Annotated in this window: 22 protein-coding genes and 1 pseudogene; 18 read left to right on the forward strand and 5 right to left on the reverse strand. The window is 39.4% G+C overall.

Annotated features, from left to right (window positions below; all coding sequences use genetic code 11):
- The first annotated feature begins 33 nt into the window (after nt 1-33).
- The 5 genes from OVN21_RS07460 to rpsD all read left to right on the forward strand — a co-directional run bounded on the left by OVN21_RS07460 (nt 34) and on the right by rpsD (nt 5364).
- Nucleotides 34-444 carry a glycosyl transferase family 2 gene (locus tag OVN21_RS07460; protein ID WP_267247998.1) on the forward strand — a complete coding sequence of 137 codons (411 nt, stop codon included), beginning with the start codon at nt 34-36 and terminating at the stop codon, nt 442-444.
- Nucleotides 445-559: 115 nt separating this feature from the next.
- Nucleotides 560-2644 carry a PavB family fibronectin-binding SSURE repeat adhesin gene (locus tag OVN21_RS07465; RefSeq protein WP_267247926.1) on the forward strand — a complete coding sequence of 695 codons (2085 nt, stop codon included), beginning with the start codon at nt 560-562 and terminating at the stop codon, nt 2642-2644.
- 166 nt (nt 2645-2810) lie between these two features.
- Nucleotides 2811-3509 (forward strand): response regulator transcription factor, encoded by a 699-nt coding sequence (locus tag OVN21_RS07470; protein WP_267247927.1) that lies wholly within the window; start codon nt 2811-2813, stop codon nt 3507-3509.
- Complete coding sequence (locus OVN21_RS07475; RefSeq protein ID WP_267247928.1) at nt 3506-4558, forward strand: sensor histidine kinase; 1053 nt, start codon at nt 3506-3508, stop codon at nt 4556-4558. Before OVN21_RS07470 ends, OVN21_RS07475 begins: the two co-directional genes overlap by 4 nt.
- A 194-nt stretch (nt 4559-4752) precedes the next feature.
- Entirely contained in the window at nt 4753-5364 is a 612-nt protein-coding gene (rpsD, locus tag OVN21_RS07480; protein WP_267247929.1) for a 30S ribosomal protein S4, read from the forward strand.
- 561 nt (nt 5365-5925) lie between these two features.
- Here the strand turns inward: rpsD and rpmG are convergent.
- The 4 genes from rpmG to OVN21_RS07500 form a co-directional block, all read right to left on the reverse strand.
- Nucleotides 5926-6075 carry a 50S ribosomal protein L33 gene (gene rpmG / locus OVN21_RS07485; RefSeq protein WP_001265622.1) on the reverse strand — a complete coding sequence of 50 codons (150 nt, stop codon included), beginning with the start codon at nt 6073-6075 and terminating at the stop codon, nt 5926-5928.
- 15 nt (nt 6076-6090) lie between these two features.
- Nucleotides 6091-6273, reverse strand: a complete 183-nt coding sequence (gene rpmF, locus OVN21_RS07490; protein ID WP_000290417.1) for a 50S ribosomal protein L32 — start codon at nt 6271-6273, stop codon at nt 6091-6093.
- Nucleotides 6274-6424: 151 nt separating this feature from the next.
- Entirely contained in the window at nt 6425-6625 is a 201-nt protein-coding gene (locus OVN21_RS07495; RefSeq protein WP_061439906.1) for a hypothetical protein, read from the reverse strand.
- A 2-nt stretch (nt 6626-6627) separates the two neighbouring features.
- Nucleotides 6628-7635 (reverse strand): SPFH domain-containing protein, encoded by a 1008-nt coding sequence (locus OVN21_RS07500; protein WP_138336870.1) that lies wholly within the window; start codon nt 7633-7635, stop codon nt 6628-6630.
- A gap of 191 nt (nt 7636-7826) precedes the next feature.
- Between OVN21_RS07500 and OVN21_RS07505 the strand changes: the two genes are divergently transcribed.
- From OVN21_RS07505 to ilvD, 6 genes are all read left to right on the forward strand, one after another.
- On the forward strand, nt 7827-9857 hold the full coding sequence (locus OVN21_RS07505; protein ID WP_267247930.1) for a BglG family transcription antiterminator: 2031 nt from the start codon (nt 7827-7829) through the stop codon (nt 9855-9857).
- A 3-nt stretch (nt 9858-9860) separates the two neighbouring features.
- On the forward strand, nt 9861-10145 hold the full coding sequence (locus OVN21_RS07510; protein ID WP_000912474.1) for a PTS sugar transporter subunit IIB: 285 nt from the start codon (nt 9861-9863) through the stop codon (nt 10143-10145).
- Between the two features lie 12 nt (nt 10146-10157).
- On the forward strand, nt 10158-11504 hold the full coding sequence (locus OVN21_RS07515) for a PTS ascorbate transporter subunit IIC (protein WP_138024850.1): 1347 nt from the start codon (nt 10158-10160) through the stop codon (nt 11502-11504).
- 3 nt (nt 11505-11507) lie between these two features.
- Entirely contained in the window at nt 11508-12365 is an 858-nt protein-coding gene (locus OVN21_RS07520) for a transketolase (RefSeq protein WP_267247932.1), read from the forward strand.
- Nucleotides 12362-13294 (forward strand): transketolase family protein, encoded by a 933-nt coding sequence (locus tag OVN21_RS07525; RefSeq protein WP_267247933.1) that lies wholly within the window; start codon nt 12362-12364, stop codon nt 13292-13294. The genes OVN21_RS07520 and OVN21_RS07525 overlap by 4 nt, the downstream gene beginning before the upstream one ends.
- Nucleotides 13295-13522: 228 nt before the next feature.
- Nucleotides 13523-15226: a dihydroxy-acid dehydratase gene (gene ilvD / locus OVN21_RS07530; protein WP_267247934.1), complete on the forward strand. Its 1704-nt coding sequence runs from the start codon at nt 13523-13525 to the stop codon at nt 15224-15226.
- A 199-nt stretch (nt 15227-15425) separates the two neighbouring features.
- Here the strand turns inward: ilvD and OVN21_RS07535 are convergent, their stop codons facing one another.
- The gene (locus OVN21_RS07535; protein WP_267247935.1) at nt 15426-15767 is read right to left on the reverse strand and encodes a metal-sulfur cluster assembly factor; all 342 of its coding nucleotides are present in this window, start codon (nt 15765-15767) and stop codon (nt 15426-15428) included.
- 166 nt (nt 15768-15933) lie between these two features.
- Between OVN21_RS07535 and hisS the strand changes: the two genes are divergently transcribed.
- The 7 genes and pseudogenes from hisS to OVN21_RS07570 all read left to right on the forward strand — a co-directional run bounded on the left by hisS (nt 15934) and on the right by OVN21_RS07570 (nt 19816).
- Entirely contained in the window at nt 15934-17223 is a 1290-nt protein-coding gene (hisS, locus tag OVN21_RS07540) for a histidine--tRNA ligase (RefSeq protein WP_267247936.1), read from the forward strand.
- A 240-nt stretch (nt 17224-17463) separates the two neighbouring features.
- Nucleotides 17464-17777 (forward strand): annotated as a pseudogene (locus OVN21_RS07545) (hypothetical protein).
- 9 nt (nt 17778-17786) lie between these two features.
- Nucleotides 17787-17993 (forward strand): helix-turn-helix transcriptional regulator, encoded by a 207-nt coding sequence (locus tag OVN21_RS07550; RefSeq protein ID WP_267247999.1) that lies wholly within the window; start codon nt 17787-17789, stop codon nt 17991-17993.
- Complete coding sequence (locus OVN21_RS07555; RefSeq protein WP_267247937.1) at nt 17993-18190, forward strand: hypothetical protein; 198 nt, start codon at nt 17993-17995, stop codon at nt 18188-18190. The genes OVN21_RS07550 and OVN21_RS07555 overlap by 1 nt, the downstream gene beginning before the upstream one ends.
- Nucleotides 18191-18192: 2 nt before the next feature.
- Nucleotides 18193-18927, forward strand: a complete 735-nt coding sequence (locus OVN21_RS07560) for a DUF3169 family protein (protein ID WP_267247938.1) — start codon at nt 18193-18195, stop codon at nt 18925-18927.
- A gap of 11 nt (nt 18928-18938) precedes the next feature.
- On the forward strand, nt 18939-19580 hold the full coding sequence (locus OVN21_RS07565) for a CPBP family intramembrane glutamic endopeptidase (protein WP_267247939.1): 642 nt from the start codon (nt 18939-18941) through the stop codon (nt 19578-19580).
- 17 nt (nt 19581-19597) lie between these two features.
- Entirely contained in the window at nt 19598-19816 is a 219-nt protein-coding gene (locus OVN21_RS07570; RefSeq protein ID WP_000832176.1) for a hypothetical protein, read from the forward strand.
- Nucleotides 19817-19911 lie beyond the last annotated feature (95 nt).

The following is a 19911-nucleotide window of genomic DNA, read 5'->3' on the forward strand; positions in this document are numbered from 1 at the left end:
TTTGTTTTTACCCCCCTTCAGCAGGTCAAGACCATGTACTATCTGCCTGTCGATTTCTATCGTTATTTGATTGGGCGTGAGAACCAGTTTGTCAATGAGCAAGTGATGATTAAGCGCATTGACCAGCAACTCAAGGTCAACCGACTCTTGGTAGACCAGCTTGATTTATCCCAAGTGAGCCATCCCAAAATGAGAGAATATCTACTGAATCATATTGAGATTACGACGGTGATTTCCAGTGCCCTGCTCAATCGAGCAGGAACAGCAGAGCATCTGGCCAAAAAACGGGAGCTGTGGACCTATATTCAACAGGAAAATCCAGAGGTCTTTCAGGCCATTCGCAAGACCATGTTGAGCCGTTTGACCAAACATTCAGTCTTGCCAGCTCGCAAACTTTCCAATATCGTCTATCAAATCACCAAATCTGTTTATGGATTTAATTGATATAAGTATTTTATAAGAGGGATTTAAGAAAAATTTTAACTTTTTCTTAATCCTTTTTAATTTTAGGAGATTATATTAGAGTCATCAAATAAAGAAAAACTCTAAGGAGAATCCTATGAAATTCAATCCGAATCAAAGATATACTCGTTGGTCTATTCGCCGTCTCAGTGTCGGTGTTGCCTCAGTTGTTGTGGCTAGTGGCTTCTTTGTCCTAGTTGGTCAGCCAAGTTCTGTACGTGCCGATGGGCTCAATCCAAGCCCTGCTCAAGTCTTACCTGAAGGGGAATCGGTAACGAAAGAGGGTGATTTAGCAGAAACTCAGGGAGACACCGTTTTTGCTGAAGCGAAACCTGAGGCCGTTGCTGGAAATACGAACACACTTTCTACACCTACAGAAGGAACTGAAGTGAGCGAGGAAACAAGCCCTTCTCGTCTGGATACACTTTTTGAAAAAGGTGAAGAAGCTCAAGAAAATTCAGAGCTAACAGATGTCTTAAAAGAAGCTGTAGATACAGCTGATGTGGATGGGACACAAGCAAGCCCAGAAGATATTAAAAAAGCTGTCGATGAGGATGTTAAAGACAGTATCGATGTCCCAGCGGGCTACCTAGAACAAGCCAAAGCTTCCGGTCCTTTCTTGGCTGGTGTAAACAAACCGCTTAAATATGAACTTTTCGCAGGCGATGGTATGTTGACTCGTCTCTTGCTCAAAGCATCTGACAAAGCTCCATGGTCAGATAACGGTGCAGCTCAAAACGCGAAAATTCCACCAGTGAAAAATTTACCTGATGGCAAGTATTACTATCAAGTATCTTTGAATGGTAACACCACAGGTAAGCAGGATCAGGATTTATTAGACACCCTTCGTACTAATGGTACAAATACCTATGTAGCTACCCTGACTGTCTATGAAGCAGACGGGGATAAACCAAATTTGAATAAGGTTGTCAAGGAACGTAAAGTCAATATTACCTTGAACGGTCTTGTAACAAGAAGCGATGTTGAATCTGCAGTTAAAAACAACATCAAAGACAGTATCGATGTTCCTGCTGCTTATCTTGAAAAAGCTGAAGGAAAAGGTCCTTTCACTGCCGGTGTAAACCAAGTAATTCCTTATGAACTATTCGCTGGTGATGGTATGTTGACTCGTCTATTACTAAAAGCTTCTGATAAGGCACCATGGTCTGATAATGGTGCAGCTAAAAATCCTGCTTTATCTCCATTAGGAGAAAATGTGAAAACAAAAGGGCAATACTTCTATGAAGTAGACTTAAATGGCAATACTGTTGGTAAACAAGGCCAAGCTTTAATCGATCAACTTCGTGCTAATGGTACTCAGACTTACAATGCTACTGTTAAAGTTTACGGTAATAAGGACGGTAAAGCAGATTTGAGCAACCTCATAGCGAAGAAAGAAGTCACCATTAACATAAACGGTTTAATTTCTAAAGAAACAGTTCAAAAAGTCGTTGTAGATAATGTCAAAGACAGTATTGATGTTCCAGCAGCTTACCTAGAAAAAGCTAAGGGCGAAGGTCCATTCACAGCAGGTGTCAACCATGTGATTCCATACGAACTCTTCGCAGGTGATGGTATGTTGACTCGTCTATTACTAAAAGCTTCTGACAAGGCACCGTGGTCAGATAACGGCGATGCTAAAAACCCAGCCCTATCTCCACTCGGTGAAAACGTGAAGACCAAAGGTCAATACTTCTATCAAGTAGCCTTGGACGGTAACGTAGCTGGTAAAGAAAAACAAGCGCTTATCGACCAGTTCCGAGCAAACGGCACCCAAACCTACAGCGCTACAGTCAATATCTATGGCAACAAAGACGGAAAACCAGACTTGACAAACATCGTAGCAACCAAACGAGTTACTATTAAGATAAACGTTAAAGAAACATCAGACACAGCAAATGACCAGATGGAAAAACCAGGTATGAAGCCTGAAACTCCAGCTCCAGGCACTACAAATAGCATGCCTGCTGACACCATGGCAAGTTCTACCAACACGATGGCAGGTGAAAACAGGGCTGCTTCTGCGAACAAGATGTCTGATACGATGATGTCAGAGGATAAAGCTATGCTACCAAATACTGGTGAAGCTCAAACATCAATGGCAAGTATTGGTTTCCTTGGGCTTGCACTTGCAGGTTTACTCGGTGGTCTAGGTTTGAAAAACAAAAAAGAAGAAAACTAATCAGCTAAGGAAATAAATGATGGATAGTGGGCTGACTAAGATTAGTTTAACAACTCAATCAGCAATCAGGACTTTCTTTCAGCAGCAGATTAAAATCATCGTAAAACAATAAAAATAGTGTTATACTTAAAGCAGTATAGCACTGTTTTTATCAAAGGAGAGACAGATGGGAAAGACAATTTTGCTCGTCGATGACGAGGTAGAAATCACAGATATTCATCAGAGATACTTAATTCAGGCAGGTTATCAGGTCCTGGCAGCCCATGATGGAGTGGAAGCGCTAGAGCTGTTCAAGAAAAAAACGATTGATTTGATTATCACAGATGTCATGATGCCTCGGATGGATGGTTATGATTTAATCAGTGAGGTTCAATACTTATCACCAGAGCAGCCTTTCCTATTTATTACTGCTAAGACTAGTGAACAGGACAAGATTTACGGACTTAGTTTAGGTGCAGATGATTTTATTGCCAAGCCTTTTAGCCCACGTGAGCTGGTTTTGCGGGTTCACAATATTTTGCGTCGCATTCATCGTGGGGGCGAGACAGAGCTGATTTCCCTTGGCAATCTGAAAATGAATCATAGTAGTCATGAAGTTCAAATAGGAGAAGAAATGCTGGATTTGACTGTCAAATCATTTGAATTGCTGTGGATTTTAGCTAGCAATCCAGAGCGAGTTTTCTCTAAGACAGACCTCTATGAAAAAGTCTGGCAAGAAGACTACGTGGATGACACCAATACCTTGAATGTTCATATCCATGCTTTGAGACAGGAGTTGGCTAAATATGCTAGCGCAGAAACGCCCACCATCAAAACCGTTTGGGGCTTGGGCTACAAAATTGAGAAAGCACGGGGTAGTCAATGAAACTAAAAAGTTATATTTTGGTTGGATATATTATTTCAACCCTCTTAACCATTTTGGTTGTTTTTTGGGCTGTTCAAAAAATGCTGATTGCGAAAGGCGAGATTTACTTTTTGCTTGGGATGACCATCGTTGCTAGCCTTGTTGGTGCTGGGATTAGTCTCTTTCTCCTATCGCCGGTCTTTACATCATTGGGGAAACTTAAGGAACATGCCAAGCGAGTAGCGGACAGGGATTTCCCTTCAAATCTGGAAGTTAAAGGGCCTGCAGAATTTCAGCAGTTAGGGCAAGCTTTCAATGAAATGTCCCATGATTTGCAGGCGACCTTTGATTCCTTGGAAGAAAGCGAGCGAGAAAAGGGCTTGATGATTGCCCAGCTGTCGCATGATATCAAGACCCCCATCACTTCAATCCAAGCGACGGTAGAAGGGATTTTGGATGGGGTTATCAAGGAAGGAGAACAAGTCCATTATCTAGTAACCATTGGACGCCAGACTGAAAGACTCAATAAACTAGTTGAAGAGTTGAATTTTTTGACCCTAAATACAGCTAGAAATCAGGTGGAAACGACCAGCAAAGACAGCATTTTTCTAGATCAGCTCTTGATTGAGTGCATGAGTGAATTTCAGTTCTTGATTGAGCAGGAGGAGAGAGATGTCCACTTGCAGGTAATCCCAGAGTCTGCCCGAATTGAAGGAGATTATGCCAAGCTTTCTCGCATTTTGGTTAATCTGGTCAATAACGCTTTTAAATACTCGGCTCCAGGAACCAAGCTGGAGGTGGTAGCTAAGCTGGAGAAGAAGCAGCTTTCAATCAGTGTGACCGATGAAGGACAGGGCATTGCTCCAGAGGACTTGGAGAATATTTTCAAACGCCTTTACCGTGTCGAAACTTCGCGTAATATGAAAACAGGTGGTTATGGCTTAGGCCTTGCGATTGCGCGTGAATTGGCCCATCAATTAGGTGGGGAAATCACAGTTAGCAGCCAGTACGGCATCGGAAGCACCTTTACCCTCCTTCTTAACCTTTCTGGCAGTGAAAATAAAGCCTAACCCCCCTTTACAAATCCAGCTATTCATGGTAGAATGGATTTTGTGTGAAATATCAGCAAGAAAGCATGAAGCTCGTCAACAGATGTCTTCTGATAAGTAACCTTGGCTGTTTAGGCGAAGGGCATCTGCACGAATCAGGGCTTTCTAAGTGACTATTTCCACCGAAATATTATTTATATCAGGAGGACATTTACATGTCACGTTATACAGGACCATCTTGGAAACAAGCTCGTCGCCTTGGCCTTTCACTTACAGGTACAGGTAAAGAATTGGCACGTCGTAACTACGTACCAGGACAACACGGGCCAAACAACCGTTCTAAATTGTCAGAATACGGTTTGCAATTGGCTGAAAAACAAAAACTTCGTTTCACTTACGGTGTAGGTGAAAAACAATTCCGTAACTTGTTCGTACAAGCTGCAAAAATCAAAGGCGGAATCCTAGGTTTCAACTTCATGCTTCTTTTGGAACGTCGTTTGGATAACGTTGTTTACCGTCTTGGTCTTGCGACTACTCGTCGTCAAGCTCGTCAATTCGTAAACCACGGTCACATTCTTGTTGACGGAAAACGCGTTGATATCCCATCATACCGCGTAACTCCAGGTCAAGTGATCTCAGTTCGTGAAAAATCATTGAAAGTTCCAGCTATCCTTGAAGCAGTAGAAGCTACTCTTGGACGTCCAGCATTCGTATCATTCGACGCTGAAAAATTGGAAGGTTCATTGACTCGCTTGCCAGAACGCGACGAAATCAACCCAGAAATCAACGAAGCACTTGTCGTTGAATTCTACAACAAAATGTTGTAATATTTTATTGAATAAGATAGGCTGTAAAGCCTTGAAACTAAGCACTTTAGACCTCTATCCTAGAGTGCTTTTTTTGATTTTACTACCCTTTTAGTTACCCATAACTAATTTTAGGGTCTCTTTTAACCCTTTAAGAGGGTAGCAAAAAACCCCATCGCTGGAACGGTGGGGCTTTTTTAGTTACATATGCCAGAAGCATTGTTTTCCCTTTATGTTTTCATTCTAACACATAATCCTCGATATTGCAGGCCTTTATTTTTTATATTTCCTTAGAGTGTGATTGTGGCTTGAGGCCATTTTACTGAAATTAGAACCCGTGTCCTCAAGTTCTATTTTACAGGTTAAATGATGAAAAAATTATTTTACATATTATGTATATACAGGTAAAAAAGACGATATTGATTAACTAAAGTGCAGTAGAGTCCTAAAATTACCTGAATCAAATCAGTTTGATAAAAAATATTGTAGGATAAGTAGAGTTTGAATTGAAATATAAGTAGTTAACAAAAAGAAAAAACGCTTGAAATGCGTTTTTCTTCTATATTGATTCGTATTGAATGCTTATTTCACTTCTGTAAACACAACGTGTTTGCGAAGTTTTGGTGAGTATTTCTTTAATTGAAGACGGTCTGGAGTGTTACGTTTGTTTTTAGAAGTAAGGTACAAGCGTTCACCAGATTCTTTGTGTTCAAGTGTAATATTTACGCGCATGGTATCTCCCTTCTATTATTCAGCTGATGCAGCTTTAGCGATTTTACGTCCTTTGTAGTATCCTTTAAGTGATACACGGTGAGAACGTGAGTAATCTCCAGTAGTTTCGTCAAAGTTTACAGATGGAGCTGTTACTTTGTAGTGTGTACGACGTTTGTTTTTCTTCGCTTTTGAAGTGCGACGTGCAGGTACTGCCATTTTGATTTCTCCTTTAGGTATTTATATTCGATTCAATCTACTGATTTTCATCAACCATACTAGGATAACACATTTTTTTTGTAAAGTAAAGTTACTTGACAAAAAAAGATGAAAAAATTCTCCTGTCCGACCGAGCAGACAGGAGAAGGTGTTAAATATCAATCTCAAATGGTTCGTCAATGGTTTCTGATACGTATTTTCCGTCTTTCTTCCGTTGTTTGACACATTCTGTGAGGAGATACTCGATTTGCCCATTGACTGAACGAAAGTCGTCTTCTGCCCATGATGCGAGTGCAGCGTATAACTTTGTTGAGAGTCGAAGGGGGATCTGCTTTTTTTTAGATTCAGCCATTTTTAGTAAAGACTTCCTGTGTTGACAATTGGTTGTGCATCATGATTGCCACAGAGAACGACTAGGAGATTTGAAACCATGGCAGCTTTTCGTTCTTCATCAAGCTCTACCAATTCCCCTTCATTGAGACGTTCTAGTGCCATTTCAACCATTCCTACAGCACCGTCTACAATCATCTTCCGTGCATCAATAATGGCAGATGCTTGTTGACGTTGAAGCATGACAGCAGCAATTTCTGGAGCGTAAGCTAGGTAAGTAATACGTGCTTCAAGGATTTCCAAGCCAGCATCCTCAACACGACTTTGGATTTCTTCACGAATACGGTTAGCTACAATTTCACTAGAGCCACGGAGACTCCCTTCATCTGCTTGTCCATCACCTGTAGTATCTACATTGGGAGACACATCGTAAGGGTAGATGCGGACAATATTACGGAGGGCGCTATCACATTGCAATGAAAGATATTCTTTGTAGTTATCAACGTTGAAGACTGCCTTAGCAGTATCGACAACTCTCCAAGTTACCGCGATACCGATTTCTACAGGATTTCCTAGACAATCATTGATTTTTTGGCGAGAATTGTTCAAGGTCATAACCTTGAGGGAAATCTGTTTCTTGCCAATTTCAATATTTACATCATTGCCATTTGATGATTTCATCCCTGAAAAAGGAGATTTTGTGCTAACGTCACCACTTTGTCCAAGTCGAGTGTGGTTTGCAGGGTTAACTGCTACGCTGAAGGGATTGACAAAGTAAAAACCAGGTTCTTTGATGGTACCTGTATAGTTACCAAAAAGGGTCAAAACCAGAGCTTCCTGAGGTTTGACAACTTTTAAACCAGCATGAGCTAGGCCTGCAATTAAGCTTAATAAAAGTCCGATAATAATTCCAAAAATGTTTTCCGAACCAGCACCCATTATAAATATAAAGACACCAAGTACGAGTGTCAACTCAATGAGAATCAATGCGAATACACCATTTGGTTTTGAATTGATGAGTTTTTCAGTCATAAGAATGACCTCCTATTGTTTGATATCTAAATGATATCACTTTAATTTATAAAGTCAATAGAAAGTTGAAGAATAATCACTAAAAAGTTTCAGCCCAATACTTACTTGTAGGAGGTGAGATTATATTGGGCTGAAATACTCTTTTATTCTTATAACTTTTACACTATAATTGTAGTTAGAAAGGAAGAGAAATGTTCGATTATAGAGCACTAGTTATTTTGATGACTTTGATAGATCATTGTGAGCTATCATTATATGAATTATCTGTTAAGGTGAGCTTACCTATAAAGGAAGTCAAAGAAGGAATAGATTATTTAGTGCCTTATCTAGCTAATAAAGGGATAGTGCTGGATAAAAAACAAGGTCGCTATAGTTTATCAAATCGTACGAAGCAGTCTTTGACAGATATTATTAAGTCGGATGAATTGGTTTTACCAAAGTCGACACGCTTAGCATTAATCTATCTTTATACTTTTTGCCGATTAGATTTTATATCGAATAATCATTACCAAGACTTTTTGAAAGTAAGTAAGAATACAACTTTATCTGATATTCAATCATTAAGAAAGAGTATGTTAGATAATGATTTGGAGCTAGGGTACAGTAGAGCAAAAGGTTATACTTTACATGGTTCAGAGTGGAATAAGCACCGTTTAGCTTTTCAAATGGTTAGTGAGTTGCTGGAATCCTCCATAGGGATTTGGGGTTTGGATTATGTTTTATCTAGTTGGGGCTATTCATTAACTTATGATTTGATTGATCAGGTGGTTAAAGATTATTATGAAAAGCTGCAGATAGTACCTATTGTGAATCAATTAAAAGTTTGCCTTTTCGGTTTAGTATTCATTCTGTGTAGGTATCAAAGGGATGTTGAAAGAGTATGTCTTTCAGAGACATTAGTATCTCCTGTTATTCAAGATATAACCACTATTTTATTGGATACAGTGGTTGATTTGGGAATTATAGATACGGTGTTTTCTGAGGATGATTATCGCTATATCACAGTTTTATTATCAAGTTGCTTTGAAGGTGAAGTAGATGTTGCTCCGGTTTACTTTAATCAATTAACAGAGGCTATTATAAGTAGAATGGAAGATATTTCTTTGTTACATTTTAAACAAAGGGAAGGATTGAGAGAAAATCTTCGCCGCCACCTTATACCGGCTTACTATAGATTAAAGTTCGGCCTACCTAGTTCAAATGAATATGTATTGCATGTTAAAGAACATTATCCTGATTTATTTGAATTAGTCAAAGATTCTTTGATGCCCTTGATGGACGCTATTGACAATCCCATACCTGATAGTGAAACAGCATATTTTGTTATCCATTTCGGAGGTTATTTAAAGAAAGCAGATACTTTGCCTCAAAAATGGTATAAAGCAGCAATCATTTGTCCTAATGGTGTTAGTTCTTCATTGATGTTAAAAGAGAATCTATTAGCATTATTTCCTCAAATTGAGTTTATAGGAACCTCAAAGATTGATGATTTACAGGTGAAAGCTAGTAGTGACTATGATATGGTTTTTTCTACCATAAAGGTGGAGACAGAAAAGCCAAATTATCTAGTTTCGGTTATGATGACTGAAGAGCAAGCAATACAACTAGTAGAACTAGTGTTAAAAGATTTTCCGAATTTAGAGTATGGAGATTTTGAGATTGAACAAATCCTGAATATTGTCAAAAGATATGGAATTATTACACAAGAATTGGAATTAAGATTGGCGTTAAAGAATTATCTTTATCAAAAAAATGATAGAAAGGAAATTGTACCAGTGCTAGAACAACTTATTACCAAAGAAACCTATCAGGTTAGTTCGCAAAAATTAGGATGGAAGGAGGCGATTCGTTTAGCAGCTAAACCGCTTTTGGATCAACATAAGGTAACTGAGAACTATCCTGAGGCAATGATTCGAAAAGTAGAAGAGTTTGGGCCTTTTATTAATTTAGGGAAGGGAGTAGCAATTCCTCACGCTCGGCCAGATGAAGGTGTGAATGAAATAGGAATGTCAATGTTAGTTTTGGAAGAACCGATTTATTTATTGGACAATCCAGAACAAGAGGTAAGATTGTTGATTTGTATTGCAGCCATTGATAATGAGAGTCATTTAAAGGCTTTGTCACATTTAACAACAATTTTAAGAGATAAAAATCATGTTCAAACTTTAATATCATCAAAAAACTATGATGACATTAAAATGATAATTAAACAGGAGGATTAGATAATGTTAAAAATTGGTACAGCTTGTGGTTCAGGATTAGGTTCAAGTTTTATGGTACAGATGAATATTGAATCTGTATTGAGTGATTTGAATGTTTCGGATGTAGAAGTTGAACATTATGATTTAGGTGGAGCAGATCCAAATGCAGCTGATATTTGGATTGTTGGTCGTGATCTAGCTGATTCAGCTAGTCATCTTGGAGATGTTCGTATCTTAAATAGTATTATTGATATGGACGAACTACGAGAATTAATTACTAAAATTTGTGAAGAAAAAGGACTTATATAGGAGGCTAGCGTCATGATGAAGTTCATATTGGATATTGTTAGTACACCAGCTATTTTAGTAGCTTTAATTGCAATCTTAGGATTAGTTCTTCAGAAGAAGAAATTACCTGATATTATTAAAGGTGGAATTAAGACCTTTGTTGGTTTCTTAGTTGTATCTGGTGGTGCAGGAATTGTACAAAATTCTTTGAATCCATTTGGTACCATGTTTGAACATGCTTTTCATTTATCTGGCGTTGTGCCGAATAATGAAGCAATTGTAGCTGTAGCTTTAACAACATATGGCTCAGCTACTGCAATGATTATGTTTGCAGGCATGGTGTTCAATATCTTAATCGCTCGTTTTACTCGATTTAAATATATCTTTTTAACAGGGCACCACACTCTATATATGGCGTGTATGATTGCGGTCATTTTATCAGTTGCTGGCTTTACTAGCTTGCCTCTTATCTTACTAGGAGGATTAGCACTCGGTATTATTATGAGTATTTCCCCAGCATTTGTGCAAAAATATATGGTTCAATTAACTGGAAATGACAAGGTGGCTTTAGGTCATTTCAGTTCTTTGGGATATTGGTTGAGTGGTTTTACTGGTAGCCTTATCGGTGACAAATCAAAATCAACAGAGGACATTAAATTTCCAAAGAGTTTAGCTTTTTTACGTGATAGCACTGTTAGTATTACTTTATCCATGGCAGTTATTTACATTATTGTAGCTATCTTTGCAGGGTCAGAATATATAGAAAAAGAAATCAGTAGTGGTACAAGTGGTCTAGTTTATGCTTTACAATTAGCAGGTCAATTTGCAGCAGGGGTATTTGTTATTTTAGCAGGTGTTCGCCTTATTTTGGGTGAAATTGTTCCAGCCTTTAAAGGTATTTCAGAGCGTCTTGTACCTAATTCAAAACCTGCTTTGGATTGTCCGATTGTTTATACTTATGCACCCAATGCAGTTCTAATTGGATTTATCTCTAGTTTTGTTGGTGGTTTAGTAAGTATGGCAATTATGATTGCTTCAGGAACGGTTGTTATCTTACCAGGTGTTGTGCCTCATTTCTTCTGTGGAGCGACTGCAGGTGTCATTGGGAATGCATCTGGTGGTGTTCGTGGAGCCACTATTGGAGCATTTTTACAAGGTATTTTAATCAGTTTTCTTCCAGTCTTTTTAATGCCAGTTTTGGGAGGACTTGGTTTCCAAGGATCAACTTTCTCAGATGCAGATTTTGGTCTATCAGGAATTATTTTAGGAATGTTGAATCAATTTGGCTCACAAGCAGGCATTGTTATTGGTATTGTTCTTATTCTAGCAGTTATGTTTGGAGTATCCTTTATTAAAAAGCCATCTGCAAAGGAGGAATAAGTGATGATTTTAAGTGAAAATAGAGAAGATGAGTTAAGAAAATTTGCAACAAAAATCCGATTAAATACTCTTAGAACATTGAATCATCTTGGATTCGGCCATTATGGAGGGAGTCTATCTATAGTAGAAGTTTTAGCAGTGCTTTATGGTGAAATAATGCCGATGACTCCAGAAATATTTGCATCACGAGATAGAGATTATTTTGTTTTATCCAAGGGACATGCTGGACCAGCTTTGTACAGCACACTCTATTTGAATGGTTTCTTTGACAAAGAATTCTTATATTCTTTAAATACAAATGGAACCAAATTACCGTCTCATCCTGATAGAAATCTAACGCCGGGCATAGATATGACAACTGGCTCTTTAGGACAGGGAATTAGTGTTGCAACCGGACTTGCATATGGTCAGAGAATAAGAAAAAGTCTCTTTTATACCTATGCTATTGTTGGAGATGGTGAGTTAAATGAGGGACAATGTTGGGAGGCTATACAGTTTGCTTCTCATCAACAGTTGTCTAATTTAATTGTATTTGTAGACGATAACAAAAAACAATTAGATGGTTTTACAAAGGATATTTGTAATCCAGGTGATTTTGTAGAAAAATTCTCAGCATTTGGATTTGAATCCATTAGGGTCAATGGTTCAGATATTAGAGAAATTTATGAAGGGATTATCCAATTAAAACAGTCAAATAATTCCTCCCCTAAGTGTATTGTATTAGACACTATTAAAGGTCAAGGAGTTCGAGAGCTGGAAGAAATGAAATCCAATCATCATCTTCGCCCTACTGTAGAGGAGAGACAAATGTTAACTTCAGTTGTAGAAAGATTAAGTCAGGAATTGGAGGAAACAGAATGATGAGAAGTACAAAAGAATTACGACATGTGTATAAAGATTTCCTTCTAGAGACTAACCAAAGTTATTCTGATATAGTAGTTTTAGAAGCCGATTTGTCAAGTTCGATGGTTACTAATAATCTTGAAAAGGACTTTGGAGACCGTTATGTGAATGTTGGAATTATGGAAGCAGAAATGGTCGGGCTTGCAGCAGGGTTGTCTATTCAGGGGTTTAGACCTTATCTTCATACATTTGGCCCTTTTGCCTCACGAAGGGTATTTGATCAATTATTTATTTCTCTTGGATACGCACAATTGGATGCTACTGTGATTGGCTCAGATGCAGGAGTAACGGCAGAGATGAATGGTGGAACACATATGCCATTTGAAGACATTGGATTGTTACGTTTAATTCCTAAATCGATTATTTTTGAAGCAACTGATGATATCCAATTTCGTGAAATCTTGAACCAGACATTAGAATTAAAAGGACTAAAATATATTCGAACAATTAGAAAAGCTCCAGAGGCTGTATATCAAGGTGGAGAAGATTTCTCTAAAGGCTACATTGAGTTAAGACACGGTGAAGATATTGTAATAGTTGCTTCTGGCATAATGGTTGCTCCAAGTATTCGAGTTGCGGATGAACTGTCTAAATTAGGTTATTCAGTAGGTGTGATAGATTTATTTAGAATCAAACCGATACCAGAACAGATCAAAACAATGTTAAGTGGAAAAACTATATTTACTGTAGAAAACCACAATCAGATAGGTGGAATTGGCAGTGCTTTATGTGAATTATTCTCTGATGATGGAATAACAAAAATTCATCGGATGGGTGTTCAAGAAAGATTCGGTCAAGTAGGGAAAATGGATTATCTTCTTAATGAGTATGGTTTGAGTGAATCGAATATAAAAGAGAAAGTTTTAGAGTTTTATAATGCAAGATAGATGTTAAATACACTTATCTGAAAGAATTTCTGTAAAAATTACATTACGTTATTTAAAGCAAGTGGATTAAAAAGCATATTCTGGTCATCAGAAAGTGCCCTGATCCGCTTTGTTGTTTTTAATTTTAAATGTTCATATGCATATAGAATTTTCTGAAAATTCAAGATTCTTTTGTTCTTCATGCGAAAATTGTGCTATAATAGTAAAAACTGAAATGGGAGGGATAAGATGACTGAATTAGATAAACGTCACCGCAGTAGCATTTATGATAGCATGGTTAAATCACCTAACCGTGCCATGCTTCGTGCGACTGGTATGACAGATAAGGACTTTGAAACACCGATTGTGGGAGTGATTTCGACTTGGGCGGAAAATACACCATGTAACATTCACTTGTATGATTTTGGGAAATTAGCTAAAGAGGGTGTCAAATCGGCAGGTGCTTGGCCTGTACAGTTTGGGACTATTACTGTAGCGGACGGGATTGCCATGGGAACGCCTGGTATGCGTTTTTCTTTGACATCTCGTGATATTATTGCGGACTCAATCGAGGCGGCTATGGGTGGCCACAACGTAGATGCCTTCGTTGCTATCGGTGGCTGTGACAAGAACATGCCTGGTTCTATGATTGCCATTGCCAATATGGATATTCCAGCTATTTTCGCTTATGGTGGAACCATTGCACCGGGAAATCTTGATGGCAAAGATATTGACTTGGTTTCTGTTTTTGAGGGTATCGGAAAATGGAACCACGGTGACATGACAGCTGAGGACGTAAAACGTCTTGAATGTAATGCTTGCCCTGGGCCTGGTGGTTGTGGTGGTATGTACACTGCTAATACCATGGCGACTGCTATCGAAGTTCTAGGGATGAGTTTGCCAGGGTCATCCTCTCACCCAGCTGAATCAGCTGATAAGAAAGAAGATATCGAAGCAGCAGGACGTGCTGTTGTTAAGATGCTGGAGCTTGGTCTCAAGCCATCAGATATCTTGACTCGTGAAGCCTTTGAAGATGCTATCACTGTAACTATGGCTCTCGGTGGTTCTACAAACGCCACTCTTCACTTGCTTGCCATTGCCCATGCTGCCAATGTTGACTTGTCACTTGAGGACTTCAATACGATCCAAGAGCGTGTGCCTCACTTGGCAGACTTGAAACCTTCTGGTCAGTATGTCTTCCAAGACCTCTACGAAGTTGGTGGTGTTCCTGCGGTTATGAAGTACTTGTTGGCGAATGGTTTCCTTCATGGAGACCGCATTACATGTACTGGTAAGACTGTTGCTGAGAACTTAGCTGACTTTGCAGACCTTACACCAGGTCAAAAAGTTATTATGCCACTTGAAAATCCAAAACGTGCGGACGGTCCGCTTATCATCTTGAACGGGAACCTTGCCCCTGACGGTGCGGTTGCCAAGGTATCAGGTGTGAAAGTGCGTCGTCACGTTGGTCCAGCTAAGGTCTTTGACTCAGAAGAAGATGCGATTCAGGCCGTTCTGACAGATGAAATCGTTGATGGCGATGTAGTCGTTGTTCGTTTCGTTGGGCCTAAGGGTGGTCCTGGTATGCCTGAGATGCTGTCACTTTCATCGATGATCGTTGGTAAAGGTCAAGGAGACAAGGTTGCCCTCTTGACGGATGGCCGTTTCTCTGGTGGTACTTATGGTCTGGTTGTTGGACATATCGCTCCTGAAGCTCAGGATGGTGGACCGATTGCCTACCTCCGTACAGGCGATATCGTTACGGTTGACCAAGATACCAAAGAAATTTCCATGGCAGTATCCGAAGAAGAACTTGAAAAACGCAAGGCAGAAACAACCTTGCCACCACTTTATAGCCGTGGTGTCCTCGGTAAATACGCCCACATCGTATCATCTGCTTCACGCGGAGCCGTGACAGACTTCTGGAATATGGACAAGTCAGGTAAAAAATAAACTTAAAAAGCAAGCCAATCTCGGCTTGCTTCTTTTCATCTCCAAAAGTAATTTGCCTGCTTATACTCAATAAAAATCGAAGAGCAAACTAGAAAGCTAGGCGCAGGTTGCTCAAAACACTGTTTTGAGGTTGTGGATAGAACTGACGAAGTCAGTAACCGTACTACGACAAGCCGACGCTGACGTGGTTTGAAGAGTATTAACGAGGTGGCAGTCCAAGGGCAATTCGGCCGTAGCGACTGATTCGTGTGATTTTCCAAGCAGGCGACCAGGTAACTTCAACCTTGACATCTTCGATACCCTCGATTTGTTTCAGACCTGCGACGATTTCGATAGGCAGGCTTTCGGCGCAATCACAGGCAGTATCGGTGAAGGTCATGACAATCTTGCAGAGACCCGTATCATCCAGATTGACTTCATAAATCAATCCTAGATTGTACACATCCAATTCCACATCTGTATCAAAAACCTTCGCTAGTTTTTCGATAATTTGGTCTTGTAAGGCCAAAGCACGGTCATTGATTTTGATATCGTCTCTCATAGCAGTCCCTCCACCTGATAAATATCCTCTATTTTCTCATAATTCTGACAATTTAGCAAGTTTTTGATGAATTTCTGAAAAGACTCTTTCGAGATTTTCTTCTCTTACTGTTTTAATCCCTCTATTTATGGTAAAATGAGACTATTAAGTTTAAAGAGGATTCCCTATGAAATTACAAAAACCAAAAGGAACGCAGGATATCTTGCCTGCTGAGTCTGCTAAGTGGCAGTACGTTGAGGGCTTTGCTCGTGAAATTTTCAAGCGCTATAACTACGCAGAAGTGCGCACGCCTATTTTTGAGCATTACGAGGTTATCAGTCGCTCTGTCGGGGACACAACCGATATCGTAACCAAGGAAATGTATGATTTCTATGATAAGGGTGACCGCCATATTACCCTCCGTCCAGAAGGAACTGCGCCAGTTGTTCGTTCCTATGTGGAAAATAAACTCTTTGCCCCAGAAGTGCAAAAGCCAAGTAAATTCTACTACATGGGACCTATGTTTCGTTATGAGCGTCCACAGGCAGGGCGCTTGCGCCAGTTCCACCAGATTGGTGTTGAGTGTTTTGGCTCTAGCAATCCAGCGACCGATGTGGAAACAATCGCTATGGCAGCCCATTTCTTGAAAGAAATAGGTATCCAAGGTGTCAAATTGTACCTCAACACTCTTGGAAATCCTGAGAGCCGTGCAGCCTACCGTCAGGCCTTAATTGACTATTTGACACCACTCAAGGAGACTTTGTCTAAGGATAGCCAACGTCGTTTAGAGGAAAATCCTCTTCGTGTCTTGGACTCTAAGGAAAAAGAAGATAAGGTGGCTGTAGAGAATGCACCTTCTATCTTGGACTTCCTTGATGAAGAAAGCCAAGCTCATTTTGATGCTGTGCGTCAGATGTTGGAAAATCTTGGAGTAGACTATATCATCGATACTAATATGGTGCGTGGTCTGGACTACTACAACCACACCATTTTCGAATTTATCACTGAGATTGAGGGCAATGACTTGACGGTCTGTGCAGGTGGTCGCTACGATGGACTGGTTTCTTACTTTGGTGGTCCTGAAACTGCTGGATTTGGTTTTGGACTTGGTGTAGAGCGCCTGCTTCTCATTCTTGAAAAGCAAGGTGTGGTCCTCCCTATCGAAAACACCCTGGATATCTATATCGCAGTCTTGGGTGAAGGAGCAAATGTCAAGGCCTTGGAATTGGTACAAGCCCTTCGCCAACAAGGGTTCAAAGCAGAGCGTGATTACCTCAACCGTAAACTCAAAGCTCAGTTCAAGTCAGCCGATGTCTTTGCGGCTAAGACCCTCATCACGCTAGGAGAGAGCGAAGTCGAAAGCGGACAAGTGACGGTTAAGAACAACCAAACACGAGAAGAAGTGCAAGTGTCCCTTGAGACCATCAGCCAAAACTTCTCAGAAATCTTTGAAAAATTAGGCTTTTATACTCAATGAAAATCAAAAAGCAAACTAGGAAGCTAGCTGCAGGCTGTACTTGAGTACGGCAAGGTGAAGCGGACGTGGTTTGAAGAGATTTTCGAAGAGTATTAATGATAGATAAACTGGTCAGGAATTTATTCCTGACCTTTTTCTTTTTCAAAATGACAAAAATCATAAACTTTTTGACAAATATGTTTGTCAAAAAGAAAAAGATGTGTTACAATGTAAGCAAGTTAAGAAATAGGAGGGAGCCACATGTGGGTATGGATTTTGTTTCCTTTTCTCGTCTTGATTTATATGAGTCAATCTAAGAAAATCAAGCGGTTAGAGAAGAGGTTAAAGGTAATCGAAAGAAAAGAGAAAGGAAATATAGAAATGTCAAGAATTTTAAAAGAATTGATTGGGAAAAACCAACAATCGTTGGACAATTATTTGGCACAGACAACTGGGAAGTTGTGGATGTTGATGAGGAGTGGGACAAGCTACGTCGTGTTGATAAAAAGGGCAAAGAAAAATTCAAGTTGCAATGTATTGAGGATATCCAAACCGTTGAATTTGACGGAGAGTAGGTGTGTAACATGCAACTAAAAAATCGTCTAAAAGAGCTTCGGGCTCGCGATGACCTCAATCAAACCGAACTGGCCAAGTTAGCAGGGGTTTCCAGACAGACCATCAGTCTATTAGAACGAGACGAATACACCCCGTCCATTGTGATCGCCTTGAAAATATCTCAGATTTTCAACGAAACAGTCGAATCGGTATTTCGCTTGGAGGAGGACGAGTGATGAACAAGTATAAAGTGATCTATTATGTAGTTGCCATAGCTTTATTAGTCAGCGTATTTCTACTGATTGGGATGGACTTAGGCTGGTTTAATCCTTATCAAAGTGACCAATTTATTTGGGTCTACTTTGCTCTCATCCCAGTAATTGACTGGCTTGAAAAGAAATCCAAAAACCTAGCAAGTGAAAAAGGAGAATGAATATGAAAAAGAAACGTGGATTGTTATTTTTGATGCCTGTTGTCTTGGGAGCTTTCTGGGGCATGTTTGTAGGGATGTTTAAGGCACGTGCTGAATCCCACGCAATTATTTTAGATGTAAAAGTATTGATACCATGGATATCAGCTATTTGTTTAGTGTTAGGTTTCATTAGCATTCTTTTGACATTCAATTTCTTAAAGAAAAGCAGAAAATTTCACTCTTTGTATCAAGAGGAAATGGATGATAATCTGAATGAAAGCTATTATGTGCAAATGTATCGTAATCTTGAGTTTGGAACCATTGCATTTAATATTACAGGTGTAGCGATTTTATTGTCTCTCTTCATTTCAGGAAGTGAAGTAATGATACTAAATGTAAGTCATCTAACCTTATCTCTTTCTTTTTTGACATTAGTGATGATTTTCAGTGCTCAAAAATATCTATATAAAACCATTGGAATCGTTCGTCAGTTTGATTTGGCATTTTTCTCTACACCAAAGGATGTCTTAGAGTACGTAAATTCTTATGATGAAGGGGAGCGTCAGGCTAATTTGGAACAGAGTTTTCGAATTTTATTCCAATTAAATCAGTATGTCTTGCCAGGTCTCTACTTTCTGATTGATATCTTTTCTTTATTGACAGGAGAGATTCAGTTACTAGCTTTCTTGCTTGTCGGAGCTATCCATGTTTATATCAATGTGATGCAGTTACCCATGGTAAAACGTTATTTTAAATAAAGGAGTTATCTATGAAACTACTTAAAAACCTTGGCTGGTTTTTTCTAGCTGTTCTATCCTTTTTCTTTGGCTATGGTATGGTTCAGAGTATGGCGCTGTCAGCTCTTGGACTAGGGGCTTCGATCTTTGGAGTTTTGCCACTCTATATCGCCCTGTCAGGGGTCTATGTTTATGGAGTTTACAGATGGTATCAGACAGAAAAGGTTAGCATGCAGACAACGGCTTTTAATCGTTATATTTGGTTGCCAACCCTGGTTTTGCTAGTGGCGATTACAGCCCAGTTCTTTTTACCAGATGATCCATCGGTCAATCAACAAATTGTATCTCAACTGACAATCGCTCAGCCTGTCTTTGGTTTCTTTATGGTAGTGGTCTTTGCTCCTCTGACGGAAGAATTCATCTTTAGAGGAATGCTGGCGCGTTATCTCTTTCCTAAACAGAACAACAGCAAACAGACAGCTCTATTTCTCCTCGTATCAAGTGTGCTTTTTGCCTTGATTCATTTTCCAGGGACTTTGCAACAGTTTTTAGTCTATGTTAGTCTGGGATTGAGTTTGGGTCTGGCTTATGTGAGCCGAAAAGGTCTTCTTTACAGCATTTCTCTCCACGCTTTGAATAATTTAATCGGCTTTTTGATGATACTCATGCTATAATAGAGTCAGGAGGTCACATGAAACGAGTAATTTTATTAGCAGTGATACAGGCGGTCGTTCTCTTCTTTATTATTGGGGCACTTGCCTATGCCTTTAAAGGCGATTTCTTTTACAACTATCTAGCAGTCGTTTTTGCCCCTATTGCAGGTGTCTTGCGTTTTGCTTCGGCTTATGCGACGGAGATTGTTCTACCTAAAAAGGCAGCTGAGATTGCTGAAAAGCGTAAAAAAGGTTAAAAATCATATTTAGGGAATCCGATGACGTTTTCATCGGATTTTTTGCCTGTTCGTTTTGATTTCTAAAGACAATTAAACTTTTCTGCTGATTTTCA

The sequence above is a fragment of the Streptococcus sp. Marseille-Q5986 genome, assembly GCF_946902915.1.
GTDB lineage: Bacteria > Bacillota > Bacilli > Lactobacillales > Streptococcaceae > Streptococcus.